The organism is Mesorhizobium sp. LMG 17147 (assembly GCF_024297145.1).
GTDB lineage: Bacteria > Pseudomonadota > Alphaproteobacteria > Rhizobiales > Rhizobiaceae > Mesorhizobium.
The window spans coordinates 42,307-67,112 of record NZ_JANCTC010000020.1 but is presented as its reverse complement, the minus strand read 5'-3'; the positions used below and the strand labels follow the sequence as shown (position 1 = coordinate 67,112).

The following is a 24,806-nucleotide window of genomic DNA, read 5'->3' as shown; positions in this document are numbered from 1 at the left end:
CCGCGTGCGATTTCTCGTTGCATCATCTCTCCTACGTGCAGCCCCTGCGCTCGCAAGGCAGCGTCGCGGCCCAGAGCCCGATTCCCACAGAGGGTAGGGTTAGCTTTCGAGAAACTGATTGAACAAATCGATTATTTGGATCGAATGCATCCACGGTATGGATGCAGCGCCGCATCTTCAACGACTGCGGCTTCCTGATGGATTGTTGTGTCTGTCGTGCTATGCTATTTTCGCTGTCCTTCAAGGCTGGCGAGTCTGGTGGAACCTGCGCGTCATTGGCTGTGGTAGCTTGATGCTCAAAAATGGAGCGCCCCGCGGAAAGCCGCTCTCAGATTTCCAAAAAGCCTTGCTGGTCCAAAAGAGCACTTCGCGTCTCGACACCAAAATGGGCGAGGAAAACTGACGTCTGACAGGGATGTGTATGCAACAGCCGATTTGCGGCACCAGGAAACGACCGCGTTCAGGCTGGAGATCGACGACCAACGGCTCCTCGATTTCCGCATTCAGGCCACGACGATCGACCGCTTTCCAAGCTCTTCCTGTGCGGGCGGATGCCGGCAAACAGCAGCACAGGGTCAGGGAAACCGCGAGCGGGCCTGCTTGATCGCCATGATCACATTGCCGCTGTTGCGCGTGCGGACCGGAATGCATTCGGTCCAGCCGGTGGCAATTTCGGTCAGCACCATCGTCTGCACGAAGCTCCCCGACCAAGACGTGCCCGAATGCGCTCAACAAAGCCGGGCGGCGGATCTTTCCAATCGCCGAAGGTGCGGGCTTGCACCGAGCGGCGAACTGCCGAACTCATTCCTGCCCGGCGGCGCTGGCCGCCGCGAGCGACGATGCGGACCTCAGCCGCTCCGAAGCCTCCCACAACACGATGAGCGCCTCGCGGACATCGCTGCCGTAACAGCGGCTGCGGCTCTTGCCCGCAGACGGCCTCTGCTCACGACGGTTCATAAGACGGATCGCGCGCGCTTGCGATAATAGCCGATTACCGCCCCGAACTCATTCAGAATGCGCCGCTTGTCAACGCCGCGATAACGCTCCACGATCGCCGCTTCAGTTCCGACCGTGTCGCCATGCTGAGCCGCGCCATACTTCCCCCGAACCGGAATGGCACGACCTGTCCAATGCGGCTCGTTGCCTTCCTTAATTCGCTGACCGGAAAGGTACCGGAAGTCGTCTAACGCATCTTACCCGCTGAAACGGCGGCAACACCTCGACCTCAATCGCAGATCTTAGGAAATAGACGATCGCGTGGGGGCCTGTGAGCATCCGTTCACCGGGTTTCCGTCATCGGCTGAGGCGAATTGCCACCATCGACCGTTATCGGATGGGCCGCGATACGTCGCCGTATCATGATTAGGGGGCGCACCTAGCGGAGCCATAGCTCTCCACCCAGCCATGTTCCCCTCGTTGGAAGATGTCCGGCGGACCAGAGGGGTGCTGTCCCGTCAGCTTTTCCTGAAGAGCGGCCAAGGCAATCCCTACCAATCCATCACCACCTTCCCCGAATTGCCGCTCTTCATCGCCTCGAAACCGTCGAGGTAGTCATCGACCCCGATGCGGTGTGTGATCAGGCCCGATACGTCGAGAGGACCCTGCACCAGCGCGATCATCTTGTACCAGGTCTCGAACATCTCGCGGCCGTAGATGCCCTTGAGATGCAGCATCTTGAAGATGACCTTGTTCCAGTCGATCTCGAAGCCGGTCGGCGCAATGCCCAGAATGGCGATCTTGCCGCCATTGTTCATGGTATCGATCATGTCGCGGAAGGCGGGGGCTGCGCCCGACATTTCGAGGCCGACGTCAAACCCCTCGGTCATGCCGAGCGCCGGCATGACGTCGCGCAGCTTTTCCTTCGAGGCGTCGACGACATGCTGGACGCCGAGCTTTTTCGCCAGTGCCAGCCGCACCGGGTTGATGTCAGTGATGACCACTTTGCGCGCACCGACGCATTGGGCGACGAGCGCGCCCATGATGCCGATCGGCCCGGCGCCAGTCACCAGCACGTCCTCGCCGACCAGATCGAAGGACAGTGCGGTGTGAACGGCATTGCCCAAGGGATCGAAGATTGCGGCGATCTCGTCGGGCACATCGTCGGGAATCGGCACGACATTGTGCTGCGGGATCGCCAGATACTCGCCGAAGGCGCCCGGCCGGTTGACGCCGACGCCGAGTGTGTTGCGGCACAGATGCCCTCGCCCGGCGCGACAGTTGCGGCAATGGCCGCAGACGATGTGGCCTTCGCCCGATACACGCTGGCCGACCTTGTATTCGGTGACCGCTGCGCCGAAATCGGCAACGGTGCCGACGAATTCATGGCCCGTCACCATCGGCACCGGCACCGTCTTCTGCGCCCACTGGTCCCAATTGTAGATGTGCACGTCGGTGCCGCAGATCGCCGTCTTCTTGATCTTGATCAGCACGTCGTTGGGGCCGATTTCCGGCACCGGCACCTCTTCCATCCAGATGCCCGGTTCGGCCTTGGCCTTCACAAGCGCCTTCATCATGTTCGACATCAGGATTTCCCTATTCCGTGATTGCGCTTCTGGCGAGATAGCCTGCACAACGGGAAGGTAGGCCACTAACTCGTTTGAACGTCCGGAATGGTCAGCCCCGCCTGCTCGGCCTCGCGGCGCAAATTCTGACGGGGCCTGGGGCCGATCTGCTGGATCACCAATCCGGCTGCCAGTGAGCCAAGGTCGCCGCAGGTCTGCAAGTCACGGCCTTGCGTGTAGCCATGCAGGAAGCCGGCGGCATAGAGATCGCCGGCGCCCGTCGTGTCGATCAGCTCCTTGATGGCGGTCGCCTTGATCACCACGGTCTCGTCGCCGCGCACGATCACCGAGCCTTTTTCCGATCGGGTCACGGCGGCGATGCGGCAATCCTTGCGAATCTGCGCCAGCGCTTCGTCGAACGACGCCGTCTGGTAAAGCGATTTGATCTCGTGGCTGTTGGCAAAGACGATGTCGACGGTACCCGAACGCATCAGCTCGAGGAACTCGTCGCGGTAGCGGTCGACGCAGAACGAATCCGACAGGGTCATCGACACTTCGCGGCCTGCCGCGTGCGCCAGCATCGCCGTCTGGCGGATTGCTTCCTTGGCGCGCGGCGGATCCCACAGATAGCCTTCGAAATAGGTGACCTTGGCGCCAGAGGCCTTGTCCGCCTCGACATCCTCAGGCCCGAGCTCGACGCAGGCGCCGAGATAGGTGTTCATCGAGCGCTCGCCGTCGGGCGTGACGAAGATCATCGAGCGCGCCGTCGGCGGTTCACCCTTGAGCGGCGTGGTGTCGAAGGCGACGCCTTGCGCATGGATGTCGTGGGCGTAGATTTCGCCCAGCGCATCGTTGGAGACCTTGCCGAAGAAGGCGGCGCGGCCGCCAAAGCTGGCGACGCCGGCCGCCGTGTTGCCGGCGCTGCCGCCGGAGGCCTCGATCGCCGGACCCATGCGGCTGTAGAGCAGCTCGGCGCGCCTTGTGTCGATGAGGTTCATCGCTCCCTTGATGATGCCGTTGGTCTCGAGGAATGCCTCGTCGCACTGGGCGATGATGTCGACAATGGCATTACCGATGCAGAGCACGTCATAATCCGCATCAAAATCTCCGCCAAAAACCCGAGCCGGCTTCTTGCCATGCCGGCCGGGCGTGGTCTCGCGAGTTGAAATGGGTTGCCGCATGCGCTTGATCCAGCCGCCCTCACGCAGCTGCCGGTCCTGCTTCACGCAGCAAATCGTCAGCTTTGTCCGTCTTCTCCCAGGTGAACTCAGGCTCTTCACGCCCGAAGTGTCCGTATGTCGCCGTCTTGCGGTATATCGGGCGTAAGAGATCAAGCATCTTGATGATGCCTTTCGGTCGGAGATTGAAAACCTCGAGAACAAGGCGCTCGATCCTTTTTTCCTCGATCCTTGCGGTTCCGAAAGTATTGACCATGACAGAAACCGGACTGGCCACGCCGATCGCGTAGGCAAGCTGAACCTCGCAGACCTCCGCAAGGCCGCTGGCAACGATGTTCTTCGCGACATACCGGGCGGCATAGGCCGCCGAGCGGTCAACCTTGGATGGGTCCTTGCCCGAAAAGGCACCGCCGCCGTGACGCCCGGTCCCACCGTAGGAATCGACGATGATCTTCCGTCCTGTGAGGCCGCAGTCGCCGGCAGGCCCACCGACCACGAACCGCCCTGTTGGGTTGACCAGAAATCTGATCCCCGAAGTATCCAGGTGGGCCGGCAGGACCGGTTTTATGATCTCCTCAATGACGCCTTCGCGTACCGTGGCTTGTGAGACCGCTTCGTCATGCTGCGTCGACAGGACTATGGTATCCAGCGCCACCGGGCGGAGCCCTTCGTAGCGTACGGACACTTGAGATTTCACGTCCGGACGCAGCCAGCCAAGCTGTCCCGCTTTCCGGACCTCGGCCTGTCTTTTCGTCAAATGGTGAGCGAGTTGGATCGGCAGGGGCATCAATGTATCCGTCTCGTTGCATGCGAATCCAAACATGATGCCCTGATCCCCTGCCCCCTGCCCGAGATCCTGCCCTCGTCCTTCATCAACGCCCTGGCTTATGTCGGGCGACTGCTCGGTGAGGGCCAGAACGACGGCGCAACGTCGACCATCAAAGCCAATCGCATCATCGTCGTAGCCAATATCGAGTATCGTATCGCGGGCGACTTGGCTGTAATCGATGTGGGCATGGCTGGTGATCTCGCCAGCCACAACGACCATCCCCGTCTTCACCAACACTTCACAGGCGACGCGCGCCTTCGGATCGGTGCGCAGGACCGCATCGAGAATGGCATCGGAGATGTTGTCTGCCATCTTATCGGGGTGTCCCGCGCCGACGGATTCGGAAGAGAACACGAACTGCCTGGTCATAAAAATGCCCTCGCTTCAAGTGCTGGAGTTAGTGAGGAGTTTCTGGATTGGGGTGGCTTATCGGTCGGGGATGCCGGGAACATCGAACGCAGTGCAGAAGTCGGCAACGTCTCTTCGTACGCTCGCATGAACTTCCTGGTCATCGGGCTGGCGGCAGACCGAGTCGATGAAAGCGGCGATCTGCACCATCTCCGTTTCGCGCATGCCCATGGACGTCACCGCTGGTGTCCCTAAGCGGATGCCGCTTGTCAGCGCCGGATGCCGCCGGTCGCCCGGGACCATATTGAAATTCGCAATGATGCCTGCACGCGATAAGCGCTCCGCATAGGCTTTGCCTGACAGCGGCCGGTCCCGAAGATCAAGGATCAGCATGTGATTGTCAGTGCCCCCGGTGACGAGTTCATAACCTCGCTCCAGAAGCGCCTGGGCCAGAGCCTTGGCGTTGTGGACGATCTGCTGACCGTAGACACGAAAGGACGAGTTCGCTGCTTCCTGCAAAGCGACGGCAAGCGCGGCGATAGTATTCATATGCGGTCCGCCTTGCAGAAGAGGGAACACGGCGCGGTCTATACGTTTGGCCAGATTGTGTTTGCTCTTCGGATGATGGAGGGGCTGATAACGGTCTTCATTCCTTGATAAAATGAAGCCACCCCGGGGACCGCGGATCGACTTGTGAGAGGTGCTGGTGACCACATCGCAATGGGGCACGGGGTTCGGATGCACTCCTGCGACAACCAGGCCGCTGATGTGGGCGATGTCAGCCACCAGATACGAGTTCACCTCCGAAGCAATTTCGGCCATTGCCGCGTAGTCAAAAATACGCGGATAAGCAGTTCCGCCGACCCAAATTAGCTTCGGGCGTTCCCGCTTGGCGGTCTCGCGCAAGTGGTCATAGTCAATTTGCTGTGTCTTTTCGTGCAGCCTGTACGGGACGCGCTGATAATCGCTGCCGGAAAAATTGACGGACCAACCGTGAGTCAGATGGCCGCCTTCGGGTAAAGGCAAGCCCATCACTTTGTCACGGGGGCTCAAAAGCGCGCGATAGACAGCCTGGTTGGCTGGCGAGCCTGAATAAGGCTGGACGTTGGCGTGTTCACTGCCAAATAGCGCTTTCAGGCGCTCGATCGCGAGGGTCTCAAGCTCATCGACGATCTCGTTTCCGGCGTAGTAGCGCGCACCGGGGTATCCCTCGGCATACTTGTTGGTGAAAATCGACCCGGTCGCTTCCAACACCGCCGAGGAGGCAAAGTTCTCGGAGGCGATCAGTTTGAGAGTTGTCCGCTCCTGGCGCTCCTGTCTTAGAAGCAGTTCGTGAACGCGGGAGTCGACGGCGGCTAAGTGAGGCCGCCCGTAAGTGTCGGGCTGCGCGATGGCGCCGCCGGCGGAGTTATCCATCGTAGTCGCGCTCCATTTGGACTGATCTATTTCACGATCAAGCAGGCGGTCCCTTCAACCGCGCGTCTTGTATTGCTTCCAGGCGTTGTAGGTCTCTTTTATGGTGGCCATCATCGTGGGGCAGGAGATCGACCACCAATTGAGCCAGCCCGCCATCCTTGCCTCCTGCTTGCATATGGTACGAAGACTGCGGACGTTGTTCGTTGCAGCAAAGAAAGTTGGCTCTGACCAGCCGCCGGACGTGGCGTCGAACCTGCTCGCGAGGCAGACTGGTAATATCGGCCAGCTCGCCGACGGTTAGATCCGCATGCGCGCAAAGGCCCAGGATTCGAAGACGATCAAGATGCGCTGCCGTCCTTAGGCGATTTACCAGTGTCAACATTGGCTGGCATCAACCCGGACGGGATGCAGCAAGCCGCTAGCCCTTCTATCCCCATCAATCCGCATGAGACCTCTCTCGTCATTTGCTGTAAATCCGCTGGTATGGATGCTAATGGAAGATGGATCACAGTCCTTTCTACGACTAAGACGCCAGATATTGTGGCGAATGTACCACCTGACAGGAGACTACGCTCACGAACATTATGTGAATTTTTTTTAACGTTGCTGAGAATCAAGAATGAGGTTTGGCGAATGTCTCGCCGTCGACTGCCGAATCCTGCCCGACGGGATTATGGGGTGCGTAGCCTACTTGTCCTTTCCACATGACCAGCGACGATGGGGCGAAGGCGGCAGACATAGCTCTGGAGCATGCTGCGGTGTCTTTGGCCTGAAGCCGAGGAAGGCGGACCGTGGCTTCCGCGCCGCTGCCGGGAGCCCCCGAACAGGCCAAGTGGATCAGCCGGGTGTTGCCGTCATAGAGCGTGAGACGCAAAGCTGGCCAGCCGCGCCCTGAGGCTGACGCACCGCTCAGCGTCCACCTTGCTCTCGAAGCCCATCGGCATAGCGCCGATAACGACTTGACCGCGTGCGTGTCGACGAGCGATCGGTGAGCGCAAGGATCGAGGGTGCAGTGCAGGATAATGCTGTTTTAAATCAGCGCTGTTTTCAGCCGACTGCCTTGAGCGTGGGCACAAGGATATAGGCCCAAGGCAGGAGATCATCGTCTGGCTGTTCGGGAGGCCGCCCTGGGCGCGCGACAGCCGTTCCTTCGGCTGCGCCGCTCCGCCACCATCCGCGCCGTGCCTTCCGGAGACCATCCCCGCTGCCGGCCGGCGCCCGTGAAAACCTCGACCCGGCGCACCGGCTCGAGATGGCTGGGCTCAGCGTAACTCTGAAGTCGTCATATACCGAAGCCTTCACAGACTTCGGACATCCCCCTCACAGTCCGATCCAGATGGCGTCAGGAACACCGCTTGCGTTGATGCGGATGAACCCCTGCTTGTGCCACAATGACCCTTATGTCAGCGCGCGAGCCAAAGCTTCCGCGCAAGGCGACGGCTAGGATAAGGCAATGCCGACGAAGGGCACATTGCTTGCCACACTCTGGAATGATGGCATGCTCGGAAGGCCTAGGTTTTGCTCAGGGCCGCCTGCAAGGCGCGCTTTGAGGTTATTCACATAGCCTTCTGCGTAGTCCTGCGCCGTCGAGACCGAAAGATCAATGCCTGCCGCCAAGGCCTCTTCCATCAGGTGCTTTACGAGCCCATTTCGAATGGCCAGCTTGACCTCGGGGCCTGCGATAAGGCCGATCGCCTGCGCGGCCATATTGAGGCCAGCTTCCTCCAGCGCTCGCTTCATATCGCCTCCGTTAATGGCCGTACGCAGGAGATTGGCTGCTTGCGACTCAGCCTCGAGAACCATCGAGGCAAGATCGGCTACTTGTCCGAGGCCCGGAATGAAGCTGAGCAGTCCCACCGCCGTTGCCGCCAAGTCGAGCACTTTCGTCTCGATTTTGAGCACGGAGTCGACGACGTGCATGACGGCCCCGCCGTTCTTTTTGGCTGACTTAATGTCAGGCTGGTCCATCAGGCCCATCTTCATGTCCGCGACGGCATTCTGCTCTTCTGCGGTTTGGGCGCCGTGGGTGATTGGCTGCTGAACGTTGCGGTTCGCAGACGACATGTTTGTGCAAAAATGGGCAAAGTCTTTTTTGCTGATATTGCCGGAATCAACCGTATGCCCGCCGCCAAAGTCGAAGAATTTATGATGGGTCTTATAGCCCGTGATCGAATTGTTCAGGAGGCCAAACAAAAGAGGATCTGAAAGGAGCTGAGAGGCTGCTTCCCGCACTTTCGGATCAAGGCTCTTGTCGTCTTTCATTTTCGCCAGTTTGTCGCGAGTCAGAACACCGCTTCCAAAGAACGTGTCCTGATGGTCCTTGATCATCTCGACCGTATTCAGCTCAGTTTGCGTGAGGCTCATCGACGATGAGGCGACTTGCAGGAAATCCTCTTTGTGCATCTTCCCTTTCGAGCCACCGCACAACTGGTTCCAAGCATCGGGGTGATCGAGGAAATATTGCGCCGCCGCAATGACCTGGGGCGGAAATTTGCCGTTTTTCGATTCGCCGCCGACCATTTTCTTGAACTCATCCAGACTCAGGTCCTTGGACAGATTTTCGGAGTACCGGTAAAACTCCCGCAAGGCATCGCTCAAGGTCATGACCGAAGGCTGCAAACCTCCGCTGCCGTCGGATGGTATGTAGTTCTGCTCGTAGCTTTGCGCTTGGGCTTCCTGAAATGCAGCAACTTGTGGGTGGTGGTTTGAAAATCCGGCCAAGTCCTTGGCGTTGATCTTGCCTCCACAGCGGCCGTCGCCCTGCGAGCCAATCGCATAAAAAAGTCCCGAATCCTGCTGCAGTCCCTTGATCGCCGCTTTCAGATCCGGTGGCGTAGAGGGATCATTGGCTTTCTCGGTCAACGACTTCCAACTAAGCGGGCATTGGTCCTTGTGACGGTTGAGTACCGCAACAATCTGCAACTCAGCCGTGGTCAGCGACCCACCGTTCCACGTGATTCCGGGGCTCGGCCTGGGAGCCGGCTCGATCTTCGGGGTGACGCGGAGCAGATGTTGGGCTTCAGTCGCCTTGGAGCGTTGCGATTGGTCCTCCTTGAGAGCCGCCCTCATATGTGGCGGCAGCAGATCCAGTGGGTGTTGCTCCAAGCCCTTCAATGTCGATTCGACATCCGGTGCCAGATGGCCCAAAGGGTCCTGCCGCAATTTATCCATTGTCGAATCAAGATTCGACGTTGGCAGATCCCCTTGCGCGAAAGAGCCGGGCTTGTTTGCCAGCACACAAGTGGACAGCATCGCTTCGAAGCACGATGCACTTTGCTGATGCTGGGTCGCAAAATGGGAAACTTTCAGGCCCGGCCAACCCCTTGCGGACTGTAGCGAATTTGAGCGGTAGAAAGTTGAAAGATTGCTGGCCGACATTGTGCATCCTCAGACGTGACGTTGAAATCCCCACAAGAGACCCCGACAGAAGATCCCTTGCGTTTCACAAAATTCGACAATTCCAAGCGTCGGCAGGTCACGAATGCGCCTGCCCTGCCTTCAATTGCTGTGTTCCGGGCCGGCTCCAAGGTTCGGTCCAACACAATGGCCGGAGTCACCGCGAGAGCTGCCGGGACTCATCATGAGCGGATTAGCTTTCGAGAAACTGACGAGTTTGCGAAGAGTTCACAAAGGGGTAGCCGCAGTCATGTTCTTCAGAGCTGCGGCAAATCCTCAATGTTCATTTCTTGCCCAGCTCAGGCTTCCCGCCAACGCTATCCTGTTGTGGGATGTCAGAAGAATAAGAAGCATCCGGTCGTCCGTCGCGAACGACCGTAGTGGAGGAGCCGCGAAACAAGATCAGCACTGATTCCTTTGGCGTGGCCGCTATGTGAGTCTGCGCCTGCGCCTCCGCCACCAAGCCGTTAAAGGTCTGCTCCACGAGTGCGACGAAGCGCGGTGGACCGGAAACGAAGACGAGGCCATTGCCTGGCACGGGTTTGACCACATAGCGCTCGTCGGAGATATCAAGCTTGTCGAGAGCCCCCTTGAACGCATCGAAGCGAATCGACGTCATCAAAAGCATTCGAGTTTGCGATTCTTGTGCAGCAGACACATAGAGCACAAGGCCGTCATAGTACCATTGGAGACCGTAAAGGTTCGTCAAGCGGTCGAGGAACGCGCGCGGTGGCAAATCAGGCATACGTCCGCGAATTCGCCCCTTCACCGCAGGACTGATGTTGACCCTGATATTCAGGTTGTTGCCGAATTCCTGCAACGCTGCAGCGAGTTCCTGATCCAGAACCGTGTATCTATAGGGTGTCGCCGGAAGGGACAGCGGGACTGCGTGCGCCGGGTGAATCCCGGTGGACAGAAAAAACCCGGCACAGAGAAGTCTCAAAACATGCAGGGTGACGGGTTGGATAAGCGTTCTCGGCATGTCGCACTGATAAACCAAACGCTGAAATCATCACAAGTGACTAAATTGCCGAAGAGATTTTAGATGTCGAAATGACGCCGCCGTTAGTCAGCTTGTTGTCAGCTTGCCCCCCTAGGAGTGTTGCGCCGACACCGGGTGATGAATGGGCGGGGCCCGCCCGGTCAGAGAGAGCAACCGAGTCCTTACATGATGATGCCTGTCACGTCGATCTCTGCCACTCTAACGGCTGGCCTCCCCAGGGTCGGATCACCGTCGATTGTCGAGCAGGCCCAGTTTGAGCGCGCCTTAGGGCATGCAGCCGACTCGCTGAAAAACAATGCCGCCGCGGAGCCAGCGAGTGCGGCGCCAGTTGCTGCGGCGATGGATGTTCAGCGCGCGGCTGCGCCGACGAGCGGCATGGGCGATCGCGTGTTGCAGACGATTTCCTCCCTATATCCACACAACACTGTTTCCTTCCCCGCGCTCGACCATGACATAGCCCTTTCGAAGGGCGCTCTACCGGGACCGGCGCAGAAGCTTCCCGTCGCAGGTGAGGCGGGAACCGGAATCTCGGGCATTCCTCAACAAGGGCAAGACTTCGAAACGATGATGGCTGGTCTTCGGGATGTTTACAACGGCGTCACCCAGGTGGCGCTTATCTCCAAAGGCGTCAGCGGCGTCACATCATCCGTGAATAAACTTTTGAAGGAAGGCTGAACCGCGCGCATGATTGGCTTGGCCGAGGGCGAAATCATGCGTGGCCTGTCAGGGTGGCGGTCGGTTAGACTTGTCATGCTGCCAGTTCTCGTCGCCCTCAGTGCTTGCAAAACCGACCTCTACACGCAATTGCAAGAGCGTGAGGCAAATGAAATGCTCGCACTTCTTGAAGACAACGGGGTCGCCGCGATCCGGGTGGTCGCCAAGGATGGGACCAGCACGATCCAGGTTGACGAAAAGCTGCTCGCCTTCTCAATCAACCTTCTGAACGCCAAGGGGTTGCCGCGCCAATCCTTCAAGAACCTCGGTGAGATATTCCAAGGATCAGGCCTGATTGCCTCGCCGACCGAGGAGCGTGCCCGTTACGTGTATGCCCTGAGCGAAGAGTTGTCGCGGACGATCAGCGATATCGATGGCGTTTTTTCTGTACGTGTTCACGTCGTGCTGCCGCATAACGACCTTGTGCGAGCCGGCGCCACGCCATCCTCGGCCGCGGTGTTTATCAGGCACGACGCCAAAACAAATGTCGCGGCTCTGCTGCCAAAGATAAAGATGCTGGTAGCCGACAGCATCGAAGGCTTGTCCTACGATAAGGTGGAAGTGGTTTTGGTGCCGGTAGAACGGTCCGCACACGAGCAACGGCCCGATCCGACTGCTGTTTTGCCACAAGCATCAACACCTCTTCCTGCGCCAATTCTGGCGACCGTGACAGGTTTTGCCGCAGCCGTATTCGCAGTGGCCTGTTATCTCTTGGTCAGCGTTGCTACGCGTCGGCGCAAGCAATCAACCGGCGTTTCCAAGGTCGAGGGGCGCCGGGATGCTTCTGCTGTCGAGGCCATTCGCAAAAGAATGCCTGCAATTGGACGTGGGTGACATCTCATTGCCAATGCCTATACAGACCGCCCGACCTGATGGTCCGCACCAATTGCGTTTTCCGGGCGCGAGCGAGCTTGCGGCTTCGGCCCATCCGACCCGTCTAGCGGCGCGTCTTGATCCAGCGTTATCGGCAGAAACGTTAGTGAAGTTGCAGAAGTGTTCCAGACTGCATCCAAGGCTGGCAGAATTGCTGGGCAACTATGACGTGGATCTGAACCACATCGGCTGCAGGCCGGACCTTCTACGCGGGCACGATCCATATCGAGCTGCCCTTCTTGCTGGTAGTATCTGGCATGCCCGTTCGCTGGTCGCGTTTGTCTCTCAGCCTGAGCTTGCCATCCTTGTTAAACGCATCGGCGTGGATGCACACGCATTCGGAATCCGACACCTGCTGCATGCCGTTGAGAACAGACTGATCGCGGACCCAGAAAAACTCGCTCAGCAAATCGAATACGATGGACATGCATGTCTTGGGGCTTGGCTCCAGGACAGTTCAGCGACCGAGCGTAACCGCGTGCTTCTTCGGTTGCCCGAGGGGACTGCCGAGGAGACTCCAGCACCTGAGCATTGGACCGCCGCCGGCCAATTGCTTTCACTTGTACTAGCTCATTTTGAGACAGAGACCCCGGTGAAATGACAGCCGAACTTTCCGAGGGGCCAATAGCGCCGCAGATGCGTCCAATCGGACCACTGATACCCGCGAGCGAGCTCGAAACCTGGCACAGCGCCGCGCAAGCGCTTGCCGCGGCAGAACGGCATCGGCAGCGCGTTCGAAACTGGGCACGCGCCGTTTACCAGCGGGCGTGGGTGCGCGGCCACATGGAGGGCTCGAATGCAGGCACCGAGGAGATGGCAGGGCTGATTGCGGAGACAATCTCCGAAATCGCGCGACGAAAGGCGGCTCTGGAGCAGGAATTGCCGCAGCTCGTGATGGAAATATTGAGCGATCTTATCGGCGCTTTCGATCCGGGCGAGCTACTGGTGAGGGCTGTTCGTCACGCCATAGAGTGTCAATACAGCGGCGCCGAAGTTTGCCTTCATGTTTCTCCCATGCAAGTCGACATGCTTGCACGAGAGTTTGCTCGATGCGACGGCCAGGATGGTCGACCAAGGGTGCGGATCGAGCCCGACCCGACGTTGTCGCCGCAACGGTGCGTGCTGTGGAGCGAGTACGGCAATGTCGACCTGGGACTTGACGCCCAGATGCGCGCGCTGCGCCTTGGTTTCGGGACGCTATGTGAAAAAGGCGAGCTATGAGAAAGCCCGTCCCAGAACATAACGCTGACGCCGACACTCGAGCTCTCGTTCCAGCAATCTCGTCTTTGAGGGCTGCGGCCAAGCGAATTGACACGCGTGCGGTGCGCGGTCGGATCACGCGGGCTATCGGCACACTGGTTCATGCCGTCTTGCCAGATACTCGTATTGGGGAACTTTGCCTCCTAGAGGACCCGCGAACCGGGCTGTCGCTCGAGGCCGAGGTGATCGGCCTGTCGGGTGATGGTGTATTGCTGACACCGATCGGGGACTTGGTGGGCCTATCCAGCCGCGCAGAGGTCGTGGCCACTGGCCGAATGCGTGAGGTGCCCGTCGGCGGCGATTTGCTCGGTCGCGTGATCGACAGTCGTTGCCGCCCATTGGACGGCAAAGGCGAAATCAAGACCGTCGAAACTCGGCCCCTGCATGGCAGAGCCCCCAATCCGATGACGAGGCGCATGATTGAGCGGCCATTCCCGCTTGGGGTCCGTGTCCTCGATGGTCTGCTGACGTGCGGCGAGGGCCAGCGGATCGGGATTTATGGCGAGCCAGGTGGTGGCAAGTCGACGCTGTTGTCACAGATCGTAAAGGGTGCCGCCGCTGACGTCGTCATAGTGGCGCTCATAGGCGAACGTGGACGGGAAGTTCGTGAATTCATCGAAAGGAATCTTGGTGAAGAGGGCCTTCTCCGTACGGTCGTCGTGGTTGAAACCTCCGACCGCTCGGCGGTGGAGCGTGCGCAATGCGCTCCAATGGCGACTGCGCTCGCGGAATATTTTCGCGATCAGGGCCTACGCGTTGCTCTCATGCTGGATTCGCTGACGCGCTTCTGCCGCGCTATGCGCGAAATAGGCCTTGCTGCGGGTGAGCCGCCGACGCGACGGGGCTTTCCTCCTTCCGTTTTTGGCATGCTGCCAGGCCTGCTCGAGCGCGCCGGCATGGGTGAGCGGGGCTCAATCACGGCCTTCTATACGGTGCTTGTAGAGGGTGATGGCACGGGTGATCCAATCGCCGAGGAATCGCGTGGTATTCTCGATGGCCATGTCATCCTCTCACGCGCTATTGCGGCGCGATCGCATTTCCCCGCTATTGATGTGCTGCAGAGTCGCAGCCGCGTCATGGATGCAGTCGTTTCGGGGACACATCGCAAGGCAGCATCCATTTTCCGCGAGCTCCTATCGCGCTATGCCGAGACCGAGTTCTTGATCAATGTTGGCGAATACAAGCCAGGTGGAGATCCCCTGACTGACCGGGCCGTCGCGTCAATCGACGAACTGAGGGAGTTTCTGCGCCAGAGCGAAGATGACGCGTCAGATTTCGAGGAGACGGTCGCATGGATGTCGCGTCTGACCGCGTGAACTGGGTTCAGTCTTCGAGGTTACGGCTTCTGAAGGAAATGCAAGAGCGTCGTGCCCTTGGCGAGCTGTCCAAGAAGGAAGCCCAGCGCGATGTGGCCGCCTCAGCCGTACAAAATGCCGCTAGGGAGCTTGCAATGATACAGCAACATTGTTCAAGAACAGAAGCAGCGCTCTATCAGCATCTGATGTCACTCGACAACTTGTCTAGCGCAGCGCTCGACCGTCACCGCCTTCACACTGAACAGCTTGCCGCTGAGATCACTTCCAGACGGCAGATGCTTGATGATGCCCAAATCGCTCAAGAGGAGGCTGAGATGGCGGCGTCCAGGACGAGGGAGCTATGGGTCATATGTTCGGCGGCAAGGGACAAATGGCAACAAATCGAGGACGACGTGCGGCGCGCCGTCGAGACTCATTCGGAGGCCGCAGCCGAGATCGAGGCCGACGACGAGATACTGCTGAAATATGCGAGGGGGTCGCTTGCCTAAATGCCGCGCAACCGGATCCGACAGTCGCAAGAGGTCGTCCGAATGACACGACCGTGCAGTCTTTGATAGCCGCTGCGGTCACACCCGCCATGTTCGAACCAGTTCTGAAACTGTCCCGCACGGTTGTCTCGTGGCTCAATGATACAGCAGCGCCCCGCACGCCGTTTCAAAGCCGGATCAACGAGGTGCCGCTATCGGTGCGAACGGCAGGGCTTGTCTGGCAGCAGGAACCTGCTGCCATTCCGATGCTTGACTGCGTCTGGAGAGTGGGAGCCGAGACGGTCATCTTGTCGCTGTCGCGCCCGCTCGTAGAGGAGTTCATCACGACAGTGCAGAACGGCTTGGCCTTCCCTTCCGAGCCAACTGCTTCGCTTATTCTCGAACTCGCTCTTGAGCCGCTTGTCACTCGACTGGAGGAGACGACGCGTCTGAACGTGCAACTCGTGCGCGTATGCGAAGCCACGATGCTGGCTCCTCATCTTGAACTCGACATCATTTTCGGCGCGGTCAAGGGCAAGGGCCGTCTATTCCTGTTCACGCCTCTTGACGGCTTAGTACCGCCTGCGTTTCGCGCGCTAGGCGAACTGCTTGCCCAGTTGCCGCGGCAGCTGGGCGGGCTGCCTCCAGAGCTCCCGCTCATTGTTGCAGGAGAGGTCGGCACGCTTCGCCTTCCTGCGGCGCTTCTTCGAAGCGCATGTGTCGGTGATGCATTGTTGCCCGATATTGCGCCGTTCGGCCGCGGCCAGATCACCCTAGCTGTCGGCCAGTTGTGCGCCGGGGCGGATCTTGACGGCGATGAATTAATCTTGCGGGGGCCTTTCCGCCCGCGACCGTGTCCTTTGGAGAATGCGCATATGACACAACCCGGATCGCAACTGGAGCTTACTAAGGATCTCGACGATGTCGAGATCGTGCTTGTCTTTGAATGCGGCCGCTGGCCTATTTCTCTTGGGGAATTAAGAAGTGCCGGCGAAGGGCATATTTTTGAACTTGGATGGCCGATCGACGGCCCGGTCGACATAGTGGCCAATGGTCAGCGTATCGGGCGTGGCGACATTGTCCGCATCGGAGAAGAGCTGGGCATCAGGCTCCGTGGCGGGTTTGCATGCAATGAGTGAAGCTCAGCCGACAATCCTGGCGCTTCTTGCGGTTACCGCCGGACTCGGTCTGCTGGTTTTAGCAGTTGCCACGACAACGGCCTTTGTAAAGGTATCAATTGTTCTTTTCCTCGTCCGCAATGCGCTCGGGACCCAGACCATACCACCCAATGTGGTGCTGTACGCCGCGGCGATGATCCTCACTATGTTCGTTAGTGCGCCCGTTGCTGAGCAGACCTATGACCGCATGTCGGATCCCAAGCTCCACTATCAGACATTCGACGACTGGGTAAGCGCCGCTAAAGCCGGAAGTGAGCCCTTGCGCGAGCATCTCAAGAAATTCACAAATGAAGAGCAGCGGCGATTTTTCCTATCTTCGACAGAAAAGGTCTGGCCAGAGGAAATGCACGCTGCAGCCACGCCTGATGACTTTGCAATACTTGTACCATCTTTCTTGCTATCAGAATTGAAGCGCGGATTTGAGATAGGATTTCTACTTTATCTGCCTTTTATTGTTATAGATCTGATAGTGACAACTATCTTGATGGCAATGGGTATGTCGATGGTCTCACCAACTGTTATATCTGTCCCGTTCAAGATCTTTTTGTTTGTTGCCATTGATGGTTGGTCAAAATTGATGCATGGGCTTGTGCTGAGTTATACGTTACCGGGAGGCTGATCATCACTGAATCCAGCATCATTACTCTTATGAGCCAATCACTGGTGGTTTTCATGATCTGGATTCTACCGCCGCTCATTGCATCAGTGGTTGTCGGCCTCGTCATCGGCATCCTCCAGGCGGCGACGCAGATCCAGGATGAAAGCTTGCCGCTCACCGTGAAGCTTCTGGTCGTTGTCGCGGTGATTGGGCTGTTTGCTCCTGTGCTAAGCGCCCCGCTCATAGAGCTAGCCGATCAGATCTTCACCGAGTTTCCCGCAATGACACTTAGCTACTAGTCCGCCCCATGGACGCGCCATCGGCCGATATTCAAATTCTGATCCAGACGGCTCTCGAACTCGTCGTTGCGGCAGGTCTTGGGGCAGCCCGCGCGATGGGCATCATGCTGATCTTTCCCGTATTCACACGCTCGCAGATCAGTGGGCTGATCCGGGGCTGTTTGGCTGTTGGCTTCGCACTACCATGCCTGGCACACGTCAGCGGCGGATTGCCGGCGCTGGATTCTGATACACGCCTGATCCAGCTAACCCTGCTCGGATTCAAGGAAGTTTTTGTCGGTGTACTCCTTGGCACTTTTCTTGGCATTCCGCTTTGGGGCCTTCAGGCTGCCGGGGAGCTTATCGACAACCAACGCGGCATCAGCAGCCCGACCGCTTCGGCCGATCCCGCGACGAACAGTCAGGCTTCCGCGATGGGCGTTTTTCTGGGGATCACTGCGATTGCCATATTCGTCGGATCAGGAGGCCTGGAAACTTTGATCAGTGTCCTGTACCGCAGCTACTTGATCTGGCCGGTGTATCAGTTTCACCCGACACTGAGCGGGCCAGGAGCAATGGAGTTGTTGGGGCTTCTCGACCGCATAATGCGCACGGCATTATTGGTATCGGGGCCTGTCGTGTTCTTCCTGATACTGATTGATATATCGATGATGCTGCTGCGTCGCTTTGCCCCGCAATTTAAGGCGAGCCAACTGTCTCCGGCAATCAAGAACATTGTCTTTCCAGTTCTCATGGTCACCTACGCTGCCTATCTGGTGGAGAGCATGAAACTGGAGGTCACACAAGCCAACGGCGCGCTGGAGTGGTTCGACAAATTGCTGCCATGAGCGACACAAGTGAAGAGAAGACACACGCCGCCAGCCCGAAGAAGTTAAGTGAAGCGCGCAAAAAAGGACAGCTGCCACGTAGCTCCGATTTCGTCCGCGCGGTCGGGACTTGCGCTGGGCTCGGCTACCTTTGGCTAAGAGGCAGCGTGATCGAGGACAAATGCCGGGAAGCGCTCCTATTAGCCACCAAGTTGCAGAGCCTACCTTTCGATACCGCGGTGCCGCAGGCATTGGTTGTGCTCGTCCAACTCACCGTCGAGGCTGTTGGCCCGCTGCTTGGAACCCTCGTCGCCGCGGTGATTTTGGCCAGCCTGCTAGCCAATGGTGGATTTGTCTTCTCTCTGGAGCCGATGAAGCTCAGCTTTAAGAAAATTGACCCCTTTGAAGGGCTGAAGCGCTTGGGGTCTGCTCGTTCCATGGTCGAAGTCTGCAAGACCATGTTCAAGGTATTGGTTCTCAGCGCAACCTTTTCCATTGTCCTTCTCGGGATGTGGAAGACAATGGTCCCTCTGCCGATCTGCGGCATGGGCTGTGTTGGCCTCATCTTTATGGAGACAAAATTGCTGATGGGAATTGGCGCCGGCGCACTGCTGGTCGGCGGACTGATCGATCTCCTGCTCCAGCGCGCGTTGTATCTGCGCGAAATGCGCATGACCAATACCGAAGTGACGCGCGAGTCGAAGGATCAGCAAGGAGCGCCAGAGTTGAAAGGTGAACAGCGTCGCATCCGCGAGGAGGCGGCCGACGAGCCTGCGCTTGGCGTGCATCGCGCCACGCTGGTCTTAACAGGAAGGGCGGTCCTGATCGGTCTGCGTTACGTTCGCGGTGAAACCGGGGTGCCGTTCTTAGTTTGCCGTGCCGAAGGTGAGCGCGTTTCACATGTGTTGAGTGAGGCGCGGGCACTACGCCTGACGATCGTCCATGACCATGTCTTAGCGCGTCAGCTGATAAGCACTACAAAACTCGGCCACGCGGTTCCTATGCAATATTTCCAGCCTGTCGCGAAAGCATTCTTTGCCGCAGGCTTGGCCTAGTCATTGGAAGTCCACGACTGCCCTGTTCAAAACTGACCTGGTTCCATGCTAGTGGCAAATGTCGGCTGGCCATCCGTGCCCCAGTGTCTCTGTCAGGCCAACCGCGCAACCGCGGGCCTGGGGCAATCACTCCCCTCGGATCTGCCACCCAGCAACTACGGCAAGTCCTCCGGGCATGACCTTTCAGCCTCTGCTGGCCGGTGCGTGGCGCAGTCCGAGGTTTTGAGGCCGGCAGTGCGGATTTGATTGGTGCAGCCGTTGGAATGCCCTCGTCAGCTAGTCGTCAACTAAGCGCCCTATGTTGAACAGCCGTGCTAACTTGAGCTCGGTTGCGAAACATAGGAGTACGAATCGTCATGTATGGTCGAATTGGTGGCTCATCCGATAGTTACCGCGCGCATAATGCCGGCGAGCAATCGGATGCAGGAAGCGAAGGGTTCGCGGACACATTTGCCCGAATGCACTTATCCGGATCGGAAGGTAGCGGCGCCTCATCATCGGCGGCTCCCCAAGCATACTCCCTCAATTCCCGACCTCCTGTGGTGGAGATCAACAGGACTTCCTTCAGGAGACAGGTGAGGCAATTTCATGGTGATGAAATCACGCACATCGCCGACAATCCTCAAGAGTATTCGGAGTTCGTATCGTCACGAGCCAGGCGCACCGCGGACGTTGCTCAGCAATATGGCATCCGTCGAGATACGGAGCACGCGCGATATTTCAGTTACCAATTGGGAGACCGGAGTGCCGGACTGCTGAGAATGGAAGGCGGATTCAGCATGAACGAGTTCGAATCGGAAAGTTGGCGGGAACAATTTCCTGGTCGAACTGAGGTCACTTCCATAGTGGATCTTCAAGTCGCCCATCCGCTCGTCGAAAATGCGGGCGATATTCTGCTGGAGCATCAACTTCGGATAGACGGCGACCGACCGTTGCTGAATTGGCGTGCGGCTAATCCGGAAGCACAAGCGCGCGCGCAGACGATGGGGTTTGTTGAAGTGGATCATGGCGACCTGGTGCTTGACCCTACGCAGCATCCCGACAAATGGACGAAGAACAGTGCCGGTGAGTGGCAGCGTGCAGGCAAACCTCCACTCTATCTCCACAAAACCGAGGACAGCGACAGCAGCGATAGCGGGTCCGACGACGATTTCATGTGATTTGTCGACCCGCCGCCGAGCCTTGCAACTGGTGACGGTTGCAAGGCTGTTGGCAGTGAATGCTAATTGTCCGGCGACAGCCCCGCCTTAGCGCCAGCGCCGCCGAGCAATCCAGCCCATCTCCCAGACAATAAACTGCGGATGCGCATCGTGGGTGCTTGCGAGCGGATTGTATTCGGGCCGGAACTCCGCCTCTTGGATACGAGCTCTCCCGAATCCAATTTTCTCCACCACACCGTTGGGTCGTTGCGATGCGCCGATCCCGATCGGATCGGCTATGCCTGCTCCGCGCTCGCAGGAAGACCTTCCGCCTCGATCTTGGCGGCGCGATCTCGGCGATAAGTTGGATGGGAGGCAAGATACGCCGCCACGTCAACAGCAGGTAACGCGACATCGCAAATCGGCCCTGACGGTAGCCGATCGACTCCAATCGCCGGACCGCAACTCGCGCAGCGGCATTCGCGGTTTGGCCAGGAGAAATGCTCGCTGACTCACAGCGTGGCCGGCCGCATTCTGCCCTAGACCCCAAAGTACGTGCCCTGTCATGCAGCCTGCGCCGACGGGAGCTCGGCACGCGAATGGCGTGGTTGGCGGCCAAGCCCCGAGGTCAACAAGGACTTACAGAAAGCGGGGGTGAGTTTGCCGCGATGAATTATGACCTTCTCGCGACCGGACCTAGCATCGGCTTCCTCTCGCTCTCGATTGTAGCCGCGCTGTTCGTTGGATTTAACGTGGCAAGCGGTGAATTCGGAATCAGCCAGCCCTTCCAAGTTTCTGGCCATGACGGGGCGACTCGTGTGGATGTGCACCCACATCGGGCTCGGCATCGCACCATTGACCAGCATCTTGGGCTGCAGCTTCATCTCAAACAGCTTTCCTGGCTCGCCACGCAGCGCGACCGGTGCCTCCGGCGGCATCAATTCGTCGGCATTGCACAAATGTTCCAGGTATTTTTGCGCCGGAAATGCGTAGGCCTTCATGCAATCAGTCGTAATGCCGGCTTTTCCTTCATTCAGTGCGTTGGCCTGTCCCAGCACCATGTTCAGCAACCCTTTGAGCTGGTCTGTGCGTTCGTGCACTTTGGGTAGCTGGGTGGAGGTGAGTAGCAGGCGTACATTACGCCCCTGCAACCCGGCGAGACAGGTTTGCATCTCAATGGCCTGGGCTCGCAGGTACTGGGCCACATCGTCCACGACCTTACCGGCCTCCTCAGGCTTCATCTGGCGCACTTGGGAGACGACGCTTTGCTGACCGGCCAGATCGAACTGCAAAAGTTCGTCCAATCGTTTGAGCCGCTCCGTCAATACCTCCATTGACAACGCGGCGCCCCCGATTGTCGAGCCTGCCCCCGACGAACTCGCAGCCACCTCTTGCGCTCTCACCTGTGTACTCGCAACTTGATCCGAGCGCGCGAGAACCTTGGCTGCTGGCACTGTGCCGGCGTTCGCAGCGACTGGTGTTGATGGCTGCCCGGCGGCAGAAGTCCCGGCGCGAGCTGCCGACTTATGCTTTGACTTCCCTTTCCTTCGCGCTGTAGTGCCTTCTGACACTGCAGCCGTACCAGCAGTGTCAGCCGGTATCGCAGCGCCTGCCCTGGCCGGCATCGCAGCGCCCGCCTGGGCCTGTGGCGCCATGATGGCTGACGGCGGAGACTGCAGGTTCAACAAGTGCATGGCATCGTGCGCAGTGATCCATGCATCGTCCACGATCCGTTCGAACAGTTTCAATGGGAGGCCGGCATCTGGGTAGGTATGGCTTAGCTTGGTATGCACCTCGTGCAACGCCAATCCAAAATCCGAAAGCCGCTCCATGATTTTTTCTACAACCGCGCAATCATGAGCGTTGAGTGCTTTGCCATCATCCATTATGCCCTTCGCCAAAGAGAGGGCGCGAAGAGCTTCTTGAACGGCGCTTGCCATCAGCTGCACCACTCCATTTCGACCGACGAGGAGTTCCTTCAAATCTGGCTCGAACCTGCTCGCCCGCAGTTCAATCTTGGCCCGCGCAAGACCGATCCGCTCACGGACCAGCCAGATCCTGACACTCAGTACCGAGCCGGCACGCAGCCGCAGTGCGCACCGCTCGGCTTCCCGCATCACGGGCGTTCCACTGGATAGGCTAGCGGTGGCAGCGCAGGCGGATCGCTGCCGTTCGGAGCGCCATGCCTTTTTTTCCCACCACTTAATTGCCGCCGTATGGTGGTTCTCCACATTTAAAATCAACAGCTCCTGCCGGTCCGCCTGGGAGTAGGAGTAGAGTTTATCGACCATACCTGCCGCTTTCTTGGTCTTTTTGTCCAATTTCGTGATCGTCGACAGGCCAAGTTTGTCTACTTCATTCGCGGCGTCGCACACGATCTGGCAACATCTACGCACCTTGTCGTCTGGCATAATTGTCTGCGCCTCAGCCGCAGGCAGGCTAGCGCGGTACTCCAGAATTGCTGAGGCTGCATCGACGACCCGACTGATCAGCTCCACCGCCTCCTCGGGGACGTCGGTTTTCCTGGCCGCAGCCTCGCAATCAGTCAGTTGTTGAACAAGACTGTTCATTCTGAGCTGTGTCGGACTGATATCTTCATTTGACGATGAGCTGGTGCCTTCCACCTGCGCGGTTGATAGTTGGCTACCGACCGGCGCCATGGCTTCGCCCTCAGACATGGAGGGAGAACCGCGCCGCCTTGCGGCTGCGCCACGTGGCGCTACGGTTCCGCGTGGTGGCGCAGCGGCTCCACGTGGCGGTGCGTTCAGGATTTGATCTTCGCCAATCGAGGCGCCTGGCAGACTTTCGCGGGCATCGCCTGGACCGCGCGCAACTGGAAGGGAGGAGGGCCTCCTATCGGCGTCCCCAGAGCGCATCTGCTCCACAACGGAATCGAATGACTGTCCACCTTCTCCCGCAGCAAGACTTGATTGCGAAAGGGAACTGCTCGCCCGCCCCGCGCGGCTGGCTCCAGTTTCAGCCTGCGATTTCCGTGGTCGGCCAATGCCCTTCATATTGCGTCTCCGTAGTAGGCGAGAATGTGCTGCTATTGTGCTGGCGGCTGACGAGACCAGCGGCATCTTTCGGTTAACGTCACGGTCAGCCAGACCCGCGACGGCGTAATGTTCCCGCCAAAGTGCTTCTCAGTAGCAGGCCAAGATTGGCCCGAGCTCACAGGACTTTCGCAACGTTGCCATCGATGTCCTGAGATTATCAGCGCTTCAGTCCGCCGATTTCCAGGAACAGCGAATGAAATCAGACCAACTCGGCTAGCTCCCCTTCCTAGACACGTGCCTGACGATTTTATTGAGGCGTCACTCCTCTCGTTCGCCACCGACAAAGTCACACATTTGCTTCAGAGAAGCGTGTGCGTTGCGTATCGCGCGGGAAACCATTTCGATCTATAGTTACAAAAAGTGTCGAGACGGGACCTTTGGATCCGAAGGTCAGGCACGGCCGGCCTAGATAGACCGCTTGGCTGACGATTAGCTGACGATGGGAGTTCTCACGAACAGGGCAAGAAAATCCGACCGCTTCAAGCTTTCGATATGGTGAGAAGAGGATCCGCACCGGCCTCCCAAAGCCGGCAGACCATCCCATGTTCGTACGGTCGCCGACCTTCTCGAAGCCAATGAGCTCACCGCGCCGGGCCGTGATGTGCAGGCGAGAGAATGGTGATGCAAAGACCGAGTTCCTGCTCGTTGCGTGCGCCCGTGGAGCCAGCAAGAATACGGTCATTGCGGTCATGCAGCACGTGGACCGTGTCTCCTGTTCGACACCACAGCATCGAGGATGCAAACGAGCTGCTGCGGCTGCCATTCGGTCGCGGCATGCGTGGACGGCGGGATTGGCCGAACAGCCGAGATCGTGGTCGACTGTTCGATGCGAGAGCAACATCCTGCAGAGCATACGTTTTTGCGCTGGCCGGTTTTTGTCAAAAGCCGTCAGGTTCTCGAAAGCTCCCGCCCTTAGCTTGATCGAGGTTAACCTTTAACACGTCGCCGCCAATGGCAAATGCCGGAGTACCTGATGATAGCAGCAATTGGGAGTGGAGTTGGCAACCTCGGGACTTCCTTGATCCGAAAGGGCCATGGGGATTCGAAATCCGAGCATTCTGGTGATGGCAAGCCGGCTGGTGGCAATGATGGCAAGCCAGCTGGTGGGAATGATGGCAAGCCAGCTGGCGGGAACGATCGGGCGGATAACCGGACCGTTTCAAATGATCAACTTCAAGACAACTCACAGTCTGCAGCACAAAGTGAAGCCTTCCAAAGTATCCTGCGATCGTTCGCGTTCCAATTCGCGAACGATGCGATGGCTGAGGCCGATGAAGCTTTGGATGACACAGAAGATGCCTGACGCGGGAAAATCCGGCGTGAGGTCATACAGGCCGTTATTGACGGCACAACTCCAACAGAAAAAGGAATGAT

The 24,806-nt window shown here is 58.4% G+C and carries 22 protein-coding genes; 14 read left to right on the top strand and 8 right to left on the bottom strand.

The features are described 5' to 3' along the window. Window positions 1–118 precede the first annotated feature (118 nt). Entirely contained in the window at window positions 119–403 is a 285-nt protein-coding gene (locus tag NMG46_RS25205) for a hypothetical protein (protein WP_126089914.1), read from the top strand. A 1,084-nt stretch (window positions 404–1,487) separates the two neighbouring features. Here NMG46_RS25205 and tdh read toward each other — a convergent pair. The 7 genes from tdh to NMG46_RS25170 all read right to left on the bottom strand — a co-directional run bounded on the left by tdh (window position 1,488) and on the right by NMG46_RS25170 (window position 10,650). Then, window positions 1,488–2,522 (bottom strand): L-threonine 3-dehydrogenase, encoded by a 1,035-nt coding sequence (tdh, locus tag NMG46_RS25200; protein WP_091595827.1) that lies wholly within the window; start codon window positions 2,520–2,522, stop codon window positions 1,488–1,490. Window positions 2,523–2,587: 65 nt separating this feature from the next. Further along, window positions 2,588–3,727 (bottom strand): adenosine kinase, encoded by a 1,140-nt coding sequence (locus tag NMG46_RS25195; protein WP_236370636.1) that lies wholly within the window; start codon window positions 3,725–3,727, stop codon window positions 2,588–2,590. Then, window positions 3,702–4,877 (bottom strand): methionine adenosyltransferase, encoded by a 1,176-nt coding sequence (gene metK / locus NMG46_RS25190; protein ID WP_063169265.1) that lies wholly within the window; start codon window positions 4,875–4,877, stop codon window positions 3,702–3,704. The genes NMG46_RS25195 and metK overlap by 26 nt, the downstream gene beginning before the upstream one ends. 57 nt (window positions 4,878–4,934) lie before the next feature. Then, window positions 4,935–6,272: a serine hydroxymethyltransferase gene (glyA, locus tag NMG46_RS25185; protein ID WP_254820122.1), complete on the bottom strand. Its 1,338-nt coding sequence runs from the start codon at window positions 6,270–6,272 to the stop codon at window positions 4,935–4,937. A gap of 37 nt (window positions 6,273–6,309) precedes the next feature. Continuing rightward, the gene (locus tag NMG46_RS25180; protein WP_084831489.1) at window positions 6,310–6,654 is read right to left on the bottom strand and encodes a helix-turn-helix domain-containing protein; all 345 of its coding nucleotides are present in this window, start codon (window positions 6,652–6,654) and stop codon (window positions 6,310–6,312) included. 1,058 nt (window positions 6,655–7,712) lie between these two features. Then, the gene (locus NMG46_RS25175; protein WP_254820125.1) at window positions 7,713–9,524 is read right to left on the bottom strand and encodes an HrpF/NolX family T3SS translocon protein; all 1,812 of its coding nucleotides are present in this window, start codon (window positions 9,522–9,524) and stop codon (window positions 7,713–7,715) included. Window positions 9,525–9,951: 427 nt separating this feature from the next. Then, entirely contained in the window at window positions 9,952–10,650 is a 699-nt protein-coding gene (locus NMG46_RS25170) for a secretin N-terminal domain-containing protein (RefSeq protein WP_091595837.1), read from the bottom strand. 186 nt (window positions 10,651–10,836) lie between these two features. Here NMG46_RS25170 and NMG46_RS25165 point away from each other — a divergent pair, with 186 nt between their 5' ends. The 12 genes from NMG46_RS25165 to NMG46_RS25110 all read left to right on the top strand — a co-directional run bounded on the left by NMG46_RS25165 (window position 10,837) and on the right by NMG46_RS25110 (window position 20,397). Beyond that, the gene (locus NMG46_RS25165; protein ID WP_029354864.1) at window positions 10,837–11,346 is read left to right on the top strand and encodes a nodulation protein NolB; all 510 of its coding nucleotides are present in this window, start codon (window positions 10,837–10,839) and stop codon (window positions 11,344–11,346) included. A gap of 9 nt (window positions 11,347–11,355) precedes the next feature. After that, the gene (gene sctJ / locus NMG46_RS25160) at window positions 11,356–12,219 is read left to right on the top strand and encodes a type III secretion system inner membrane ring lipoprotein SctJ (RefSeq protein ID WP_029354862.1); all 864 of its coding nucleotides are present in this window, start codon (window positions 11,356–11,358) and stop codon (window positions 12,217–12,219) included. Next, entirely contained in the window at window positions 12,212–12,859 is a 648-nt protein-coding gene (locus NMG46_RS25155) for a nodulation protein NolU (protein ID WP_353842901.1), read from the top strand. Before sctJ ends, NMG46_RS25155 begins: the two co-directional genes overlap by 8 nt. Further along, entirely contained in the window at window positions 12,856–13,479 is a 624-nt protein-coding gene (gene sctL, locus NMG46_RS25150) for a type III secretion system stator protein SctL (RefSeq protein ID WP_091595841.1), read from the top strand. Before NMG46_RS25155 ends, sctL begins: the two co-directional genes overlap by 4 nt. Next, a complete protein-coding gene (sctN, locus tag NMG46_RS25145; protein ID WP_024505372.1) occupies window positions 13,476–14,834 on the top strand; it encodes a type III secretion system ATPase SctN in 1,359 nt (452 codons plus the stop codon). Before sctL ends, sctN begins: the two co-directional genes overlap by 4 nt. Further along, complete coding sequence (locus NMG46_RS25140; protein WP_091595843.1) at window positions 14,810–15,322, top strand: hypothetical protein; 513 nt, start codon at window positions 14,810–14,812, stop codon at window positions 15,320–15,322. The genes sctN and NMG46_RS25140 overlap by 25 nt, the downstream gene beginning before the upstream one ends. An 89-nt stretch (window positions 15,323–15,411) precedes the next feature. After that, the gene (gene sctQ / locus NMG46_RS25135; protein ID WP_187331393.1) at window positions 15,412–16,440 is read left to right on the top strand and encodes a type III secretion system cytoplasmic ring protein SctQ; all 1,029 of its coding nucleotides are present in this window, start codon (window positions 15,412–15,414) and stop codon (window positions 16,438–16,440) included. Further along, on the top strand, window positions 16,433–17,098 hold the full coding sequence (gene sctR, locus NMG46_RS25130) for a type III secretion system export apparatus subunit SctR (protein ID WP_029354851.1): 666 nt from the start codon (window positions 16,433–16,435) through the stop codon (window positions 17,096–17,098). The genes sctQ and sctR overlap by 8 nt, the downstream gene beginning before the upstream one ends. Before the next feature lie 2 nt (window positions 17,099–17,100). Continuing rightward, window positions 17,101–17,376, top strand: a complete 276-nt coding sequence (locus NMG46_RS25125; RefSeq protein ID WP_024505375.1) for an EscS/YscS/HrcS family type III secretion system export apparatus protein — start codon at window positions 17,101–17,103, stop codon at window positions 17,374–17,376. An 8-nt stretch (window positions 17,377–17,384) separates the two neighbouring features. After that, complete coding sequence (sctT, locus tag NMG46_RS25120) at window positions 17,385–18,203, top strand: type III secretion system export apparatus subunit SctT (RefSeq protein ID WP_091595845.1); 819 nt, start codon at window positions 17,385–17,387, stop codon at window positions 18,201–18,203. Continuing rightward, window positions 18,200–19,237, top strand: a complete 1,038-nt coding sequence (locus tag NMG46_RS25115) for an EscU/YscU/HrcU family type III secretion system export apparatus switch protein (RefSeq protein ID WP_254820121.1) — start codon at window positions 18,200–18,202, stop codon at window positions 19,235–19,237. Before sctT ends, NMG46_RS25115 begins: the two co-directional genes overlap by 4 nt. Window positions 19,238–19,593: 356 nt before the next feature. After that, window positions 19,594–20,397 (top strand): hypothetical protein, encoded by an 804-nt coding sequence (locus NMG46_RS25110; RefSeq protein ID WP_024505378.1) that lies wholly within the window; start codon window positions 19,594–19,596, stop codon window positions 20,395–20,397. A 542-nt stretch (window positions 20,398–20,939) separates the two neighbouring features. On the opposite strand, the gene NMG46_RS25105 is transcribed toward NMG46_RS25110, so the two are convergent. Continuing rightward, window positions 20,940–23,054, bottom strand: coding sequence for a hypothetical protein (locus tag NMG46_RS25105; protein WP_254820120.1), 2,115 nt, complete (start codon window positions 23,052–23,054; stop codon window positions 20,940–20,942). 1,351 nt (window positions 23,055–24,405) lie between these two features. On the opposite strand from NMG46_RS25105, the gene NMG46_RS25100 reads away from it, so the two are divergent. Continuing rightward, window positions 24,406–24,735, top strand: a complete 330-nt coding sequence (locus NMG46_RS25100; protein WP_091595908.1) for a hypothetical protein — start codon at window positions 24,406–24,408, stop codon at window positions 24,733–24,735. Window positions 24,736–24,806 lie beyond the last annotated feature (71 nt).

Excerpts from the sequence above, each read along its gene's own strand:
- tdh (WP_091595827.1), bottom strand. The coding sequence starts at position 2,522 with ATGTCGAACATGATGAAGGCGCTTGTGAAGGCCAAGGCCGAACCGGGC.
- metK (WP_063169265.1), bottom strand. The coding sequence starts at position 4,877 with ATGACCAGGCAGTTCGTGTTCTCTTCCGAATCCGTCGGCGCGGGACAC.
- glyA (WP_254820122.1), bottom strand. The coding sequence starts at position 6,272 with ATGGATAACTCCGCCGGCGGCGCCATCGCGCAGCCCGACACTTACGGG.
- NMG46_RS25180 (WP_084831489.1), bottom strand. The coding sequence starts at position 6,654 with ATGTTGACACTGGTAAATCGCCTAAGGACGGCAGCGCATCTTGATCGT.
- NMG46_RS25175 (WP_254820125.1), bottom strand. The coding sequence starts at position 9,524 with ATGCTGTCCACTTGTGTGCTGGCAAACAAGCCCGGCTCTTTCGCGCAA.
- NMG46_RS25170 (WP_091595837.1), bottom strand. The coding sequence starts at position 10,650 with ATGCCGAGAACGCTTATCCAACCCGTCACCCTGCATGTTTTGAGACTT.
- NMG46_RS25165 (WP_029354864.1), top strand. The coding sequence starts at position 10,837 with ATGATGATGCCTGTCACGTCGATCTCTGCCACTCTAACGGCTGGCCTC.
- sctJ (WP_029354862.1), top strand. The coding sequence starts at position 11,356 with ATGATTGGCTTGGCCGAGGGCGAAATCATGCGTGGCCTGTCAGGGTGG.
- sctL (WP_091595841.1), top strand. The coding sequence starts at position 12,856 with ATGACAGCCGAACTTTCCGAGGGGCCAATAGCGCCGCAGATGCGTCCA.
- sctN (WP_024505372.1), top strand. The coding sequence starts at position 13,476 with ATGAGAAAGCCCGTCCCAGAACATAACGCTGACGCCGACACTCGAGCT.
- NMG46_RS25140 (WP_091595843.1), top strand. The coding sequence starts at position 14,810 with ATGGATGTCGCGTCTGACCGCGTGAACTGGGTTCAGTCTTCGAGGTTA.
- sctQ (WP_187331393.1), top strand. The coding sequence starts at position 15,412 with ATGTTCGAACCAGTTCTGAAACTGTCCCGCACGGTTGTCTCGTGGCTC.
- sctR (WP_029354851.1), top strand. The coding sequence starts at position 16,433 with ATGAGTGAAGCTCAGCCGACAATCCTGGCGCTTCTTGCGGTTACCGCC.
- sctT (WP_091595845.1), top strand. The coding sequence starts at position 17,385 with ATGGACGCGCCATCGGCCGATATTCAAATTCTGATCCAGACGGCTCTC.
- NMG46_RS25115 (WP_254820121.1), top strand. The coding sequence starts at position 18,200 with ATGAGCGACACAAGTGAAGAGAAGACACACGCCGCCAGCCCGAAGAAG.
- NMG46_RS25110 (WP_024505378.1), top strand. The coding sequence starts at position 19,594 with ATGTATGGTCGAATTGGTGGCTCATCCGATAGTTACCGCGCGCATAAT.
- NMG46_RS25105 (WP_254820120.1), bottom strand. The coding sequence starts at position 23,054 with ATGTCTGAGGGCGAAGCCATGGCGCCGGTCGGTAGCCAACTATCAACC.
- NMG46_RS25100 (WP_091595908.1), top strand. The coding sequence starts at position 24,406 with ATGATAGCAGCAATTGGGAGTGGAGTTGGCAACCTCGGGACTTCCTTG.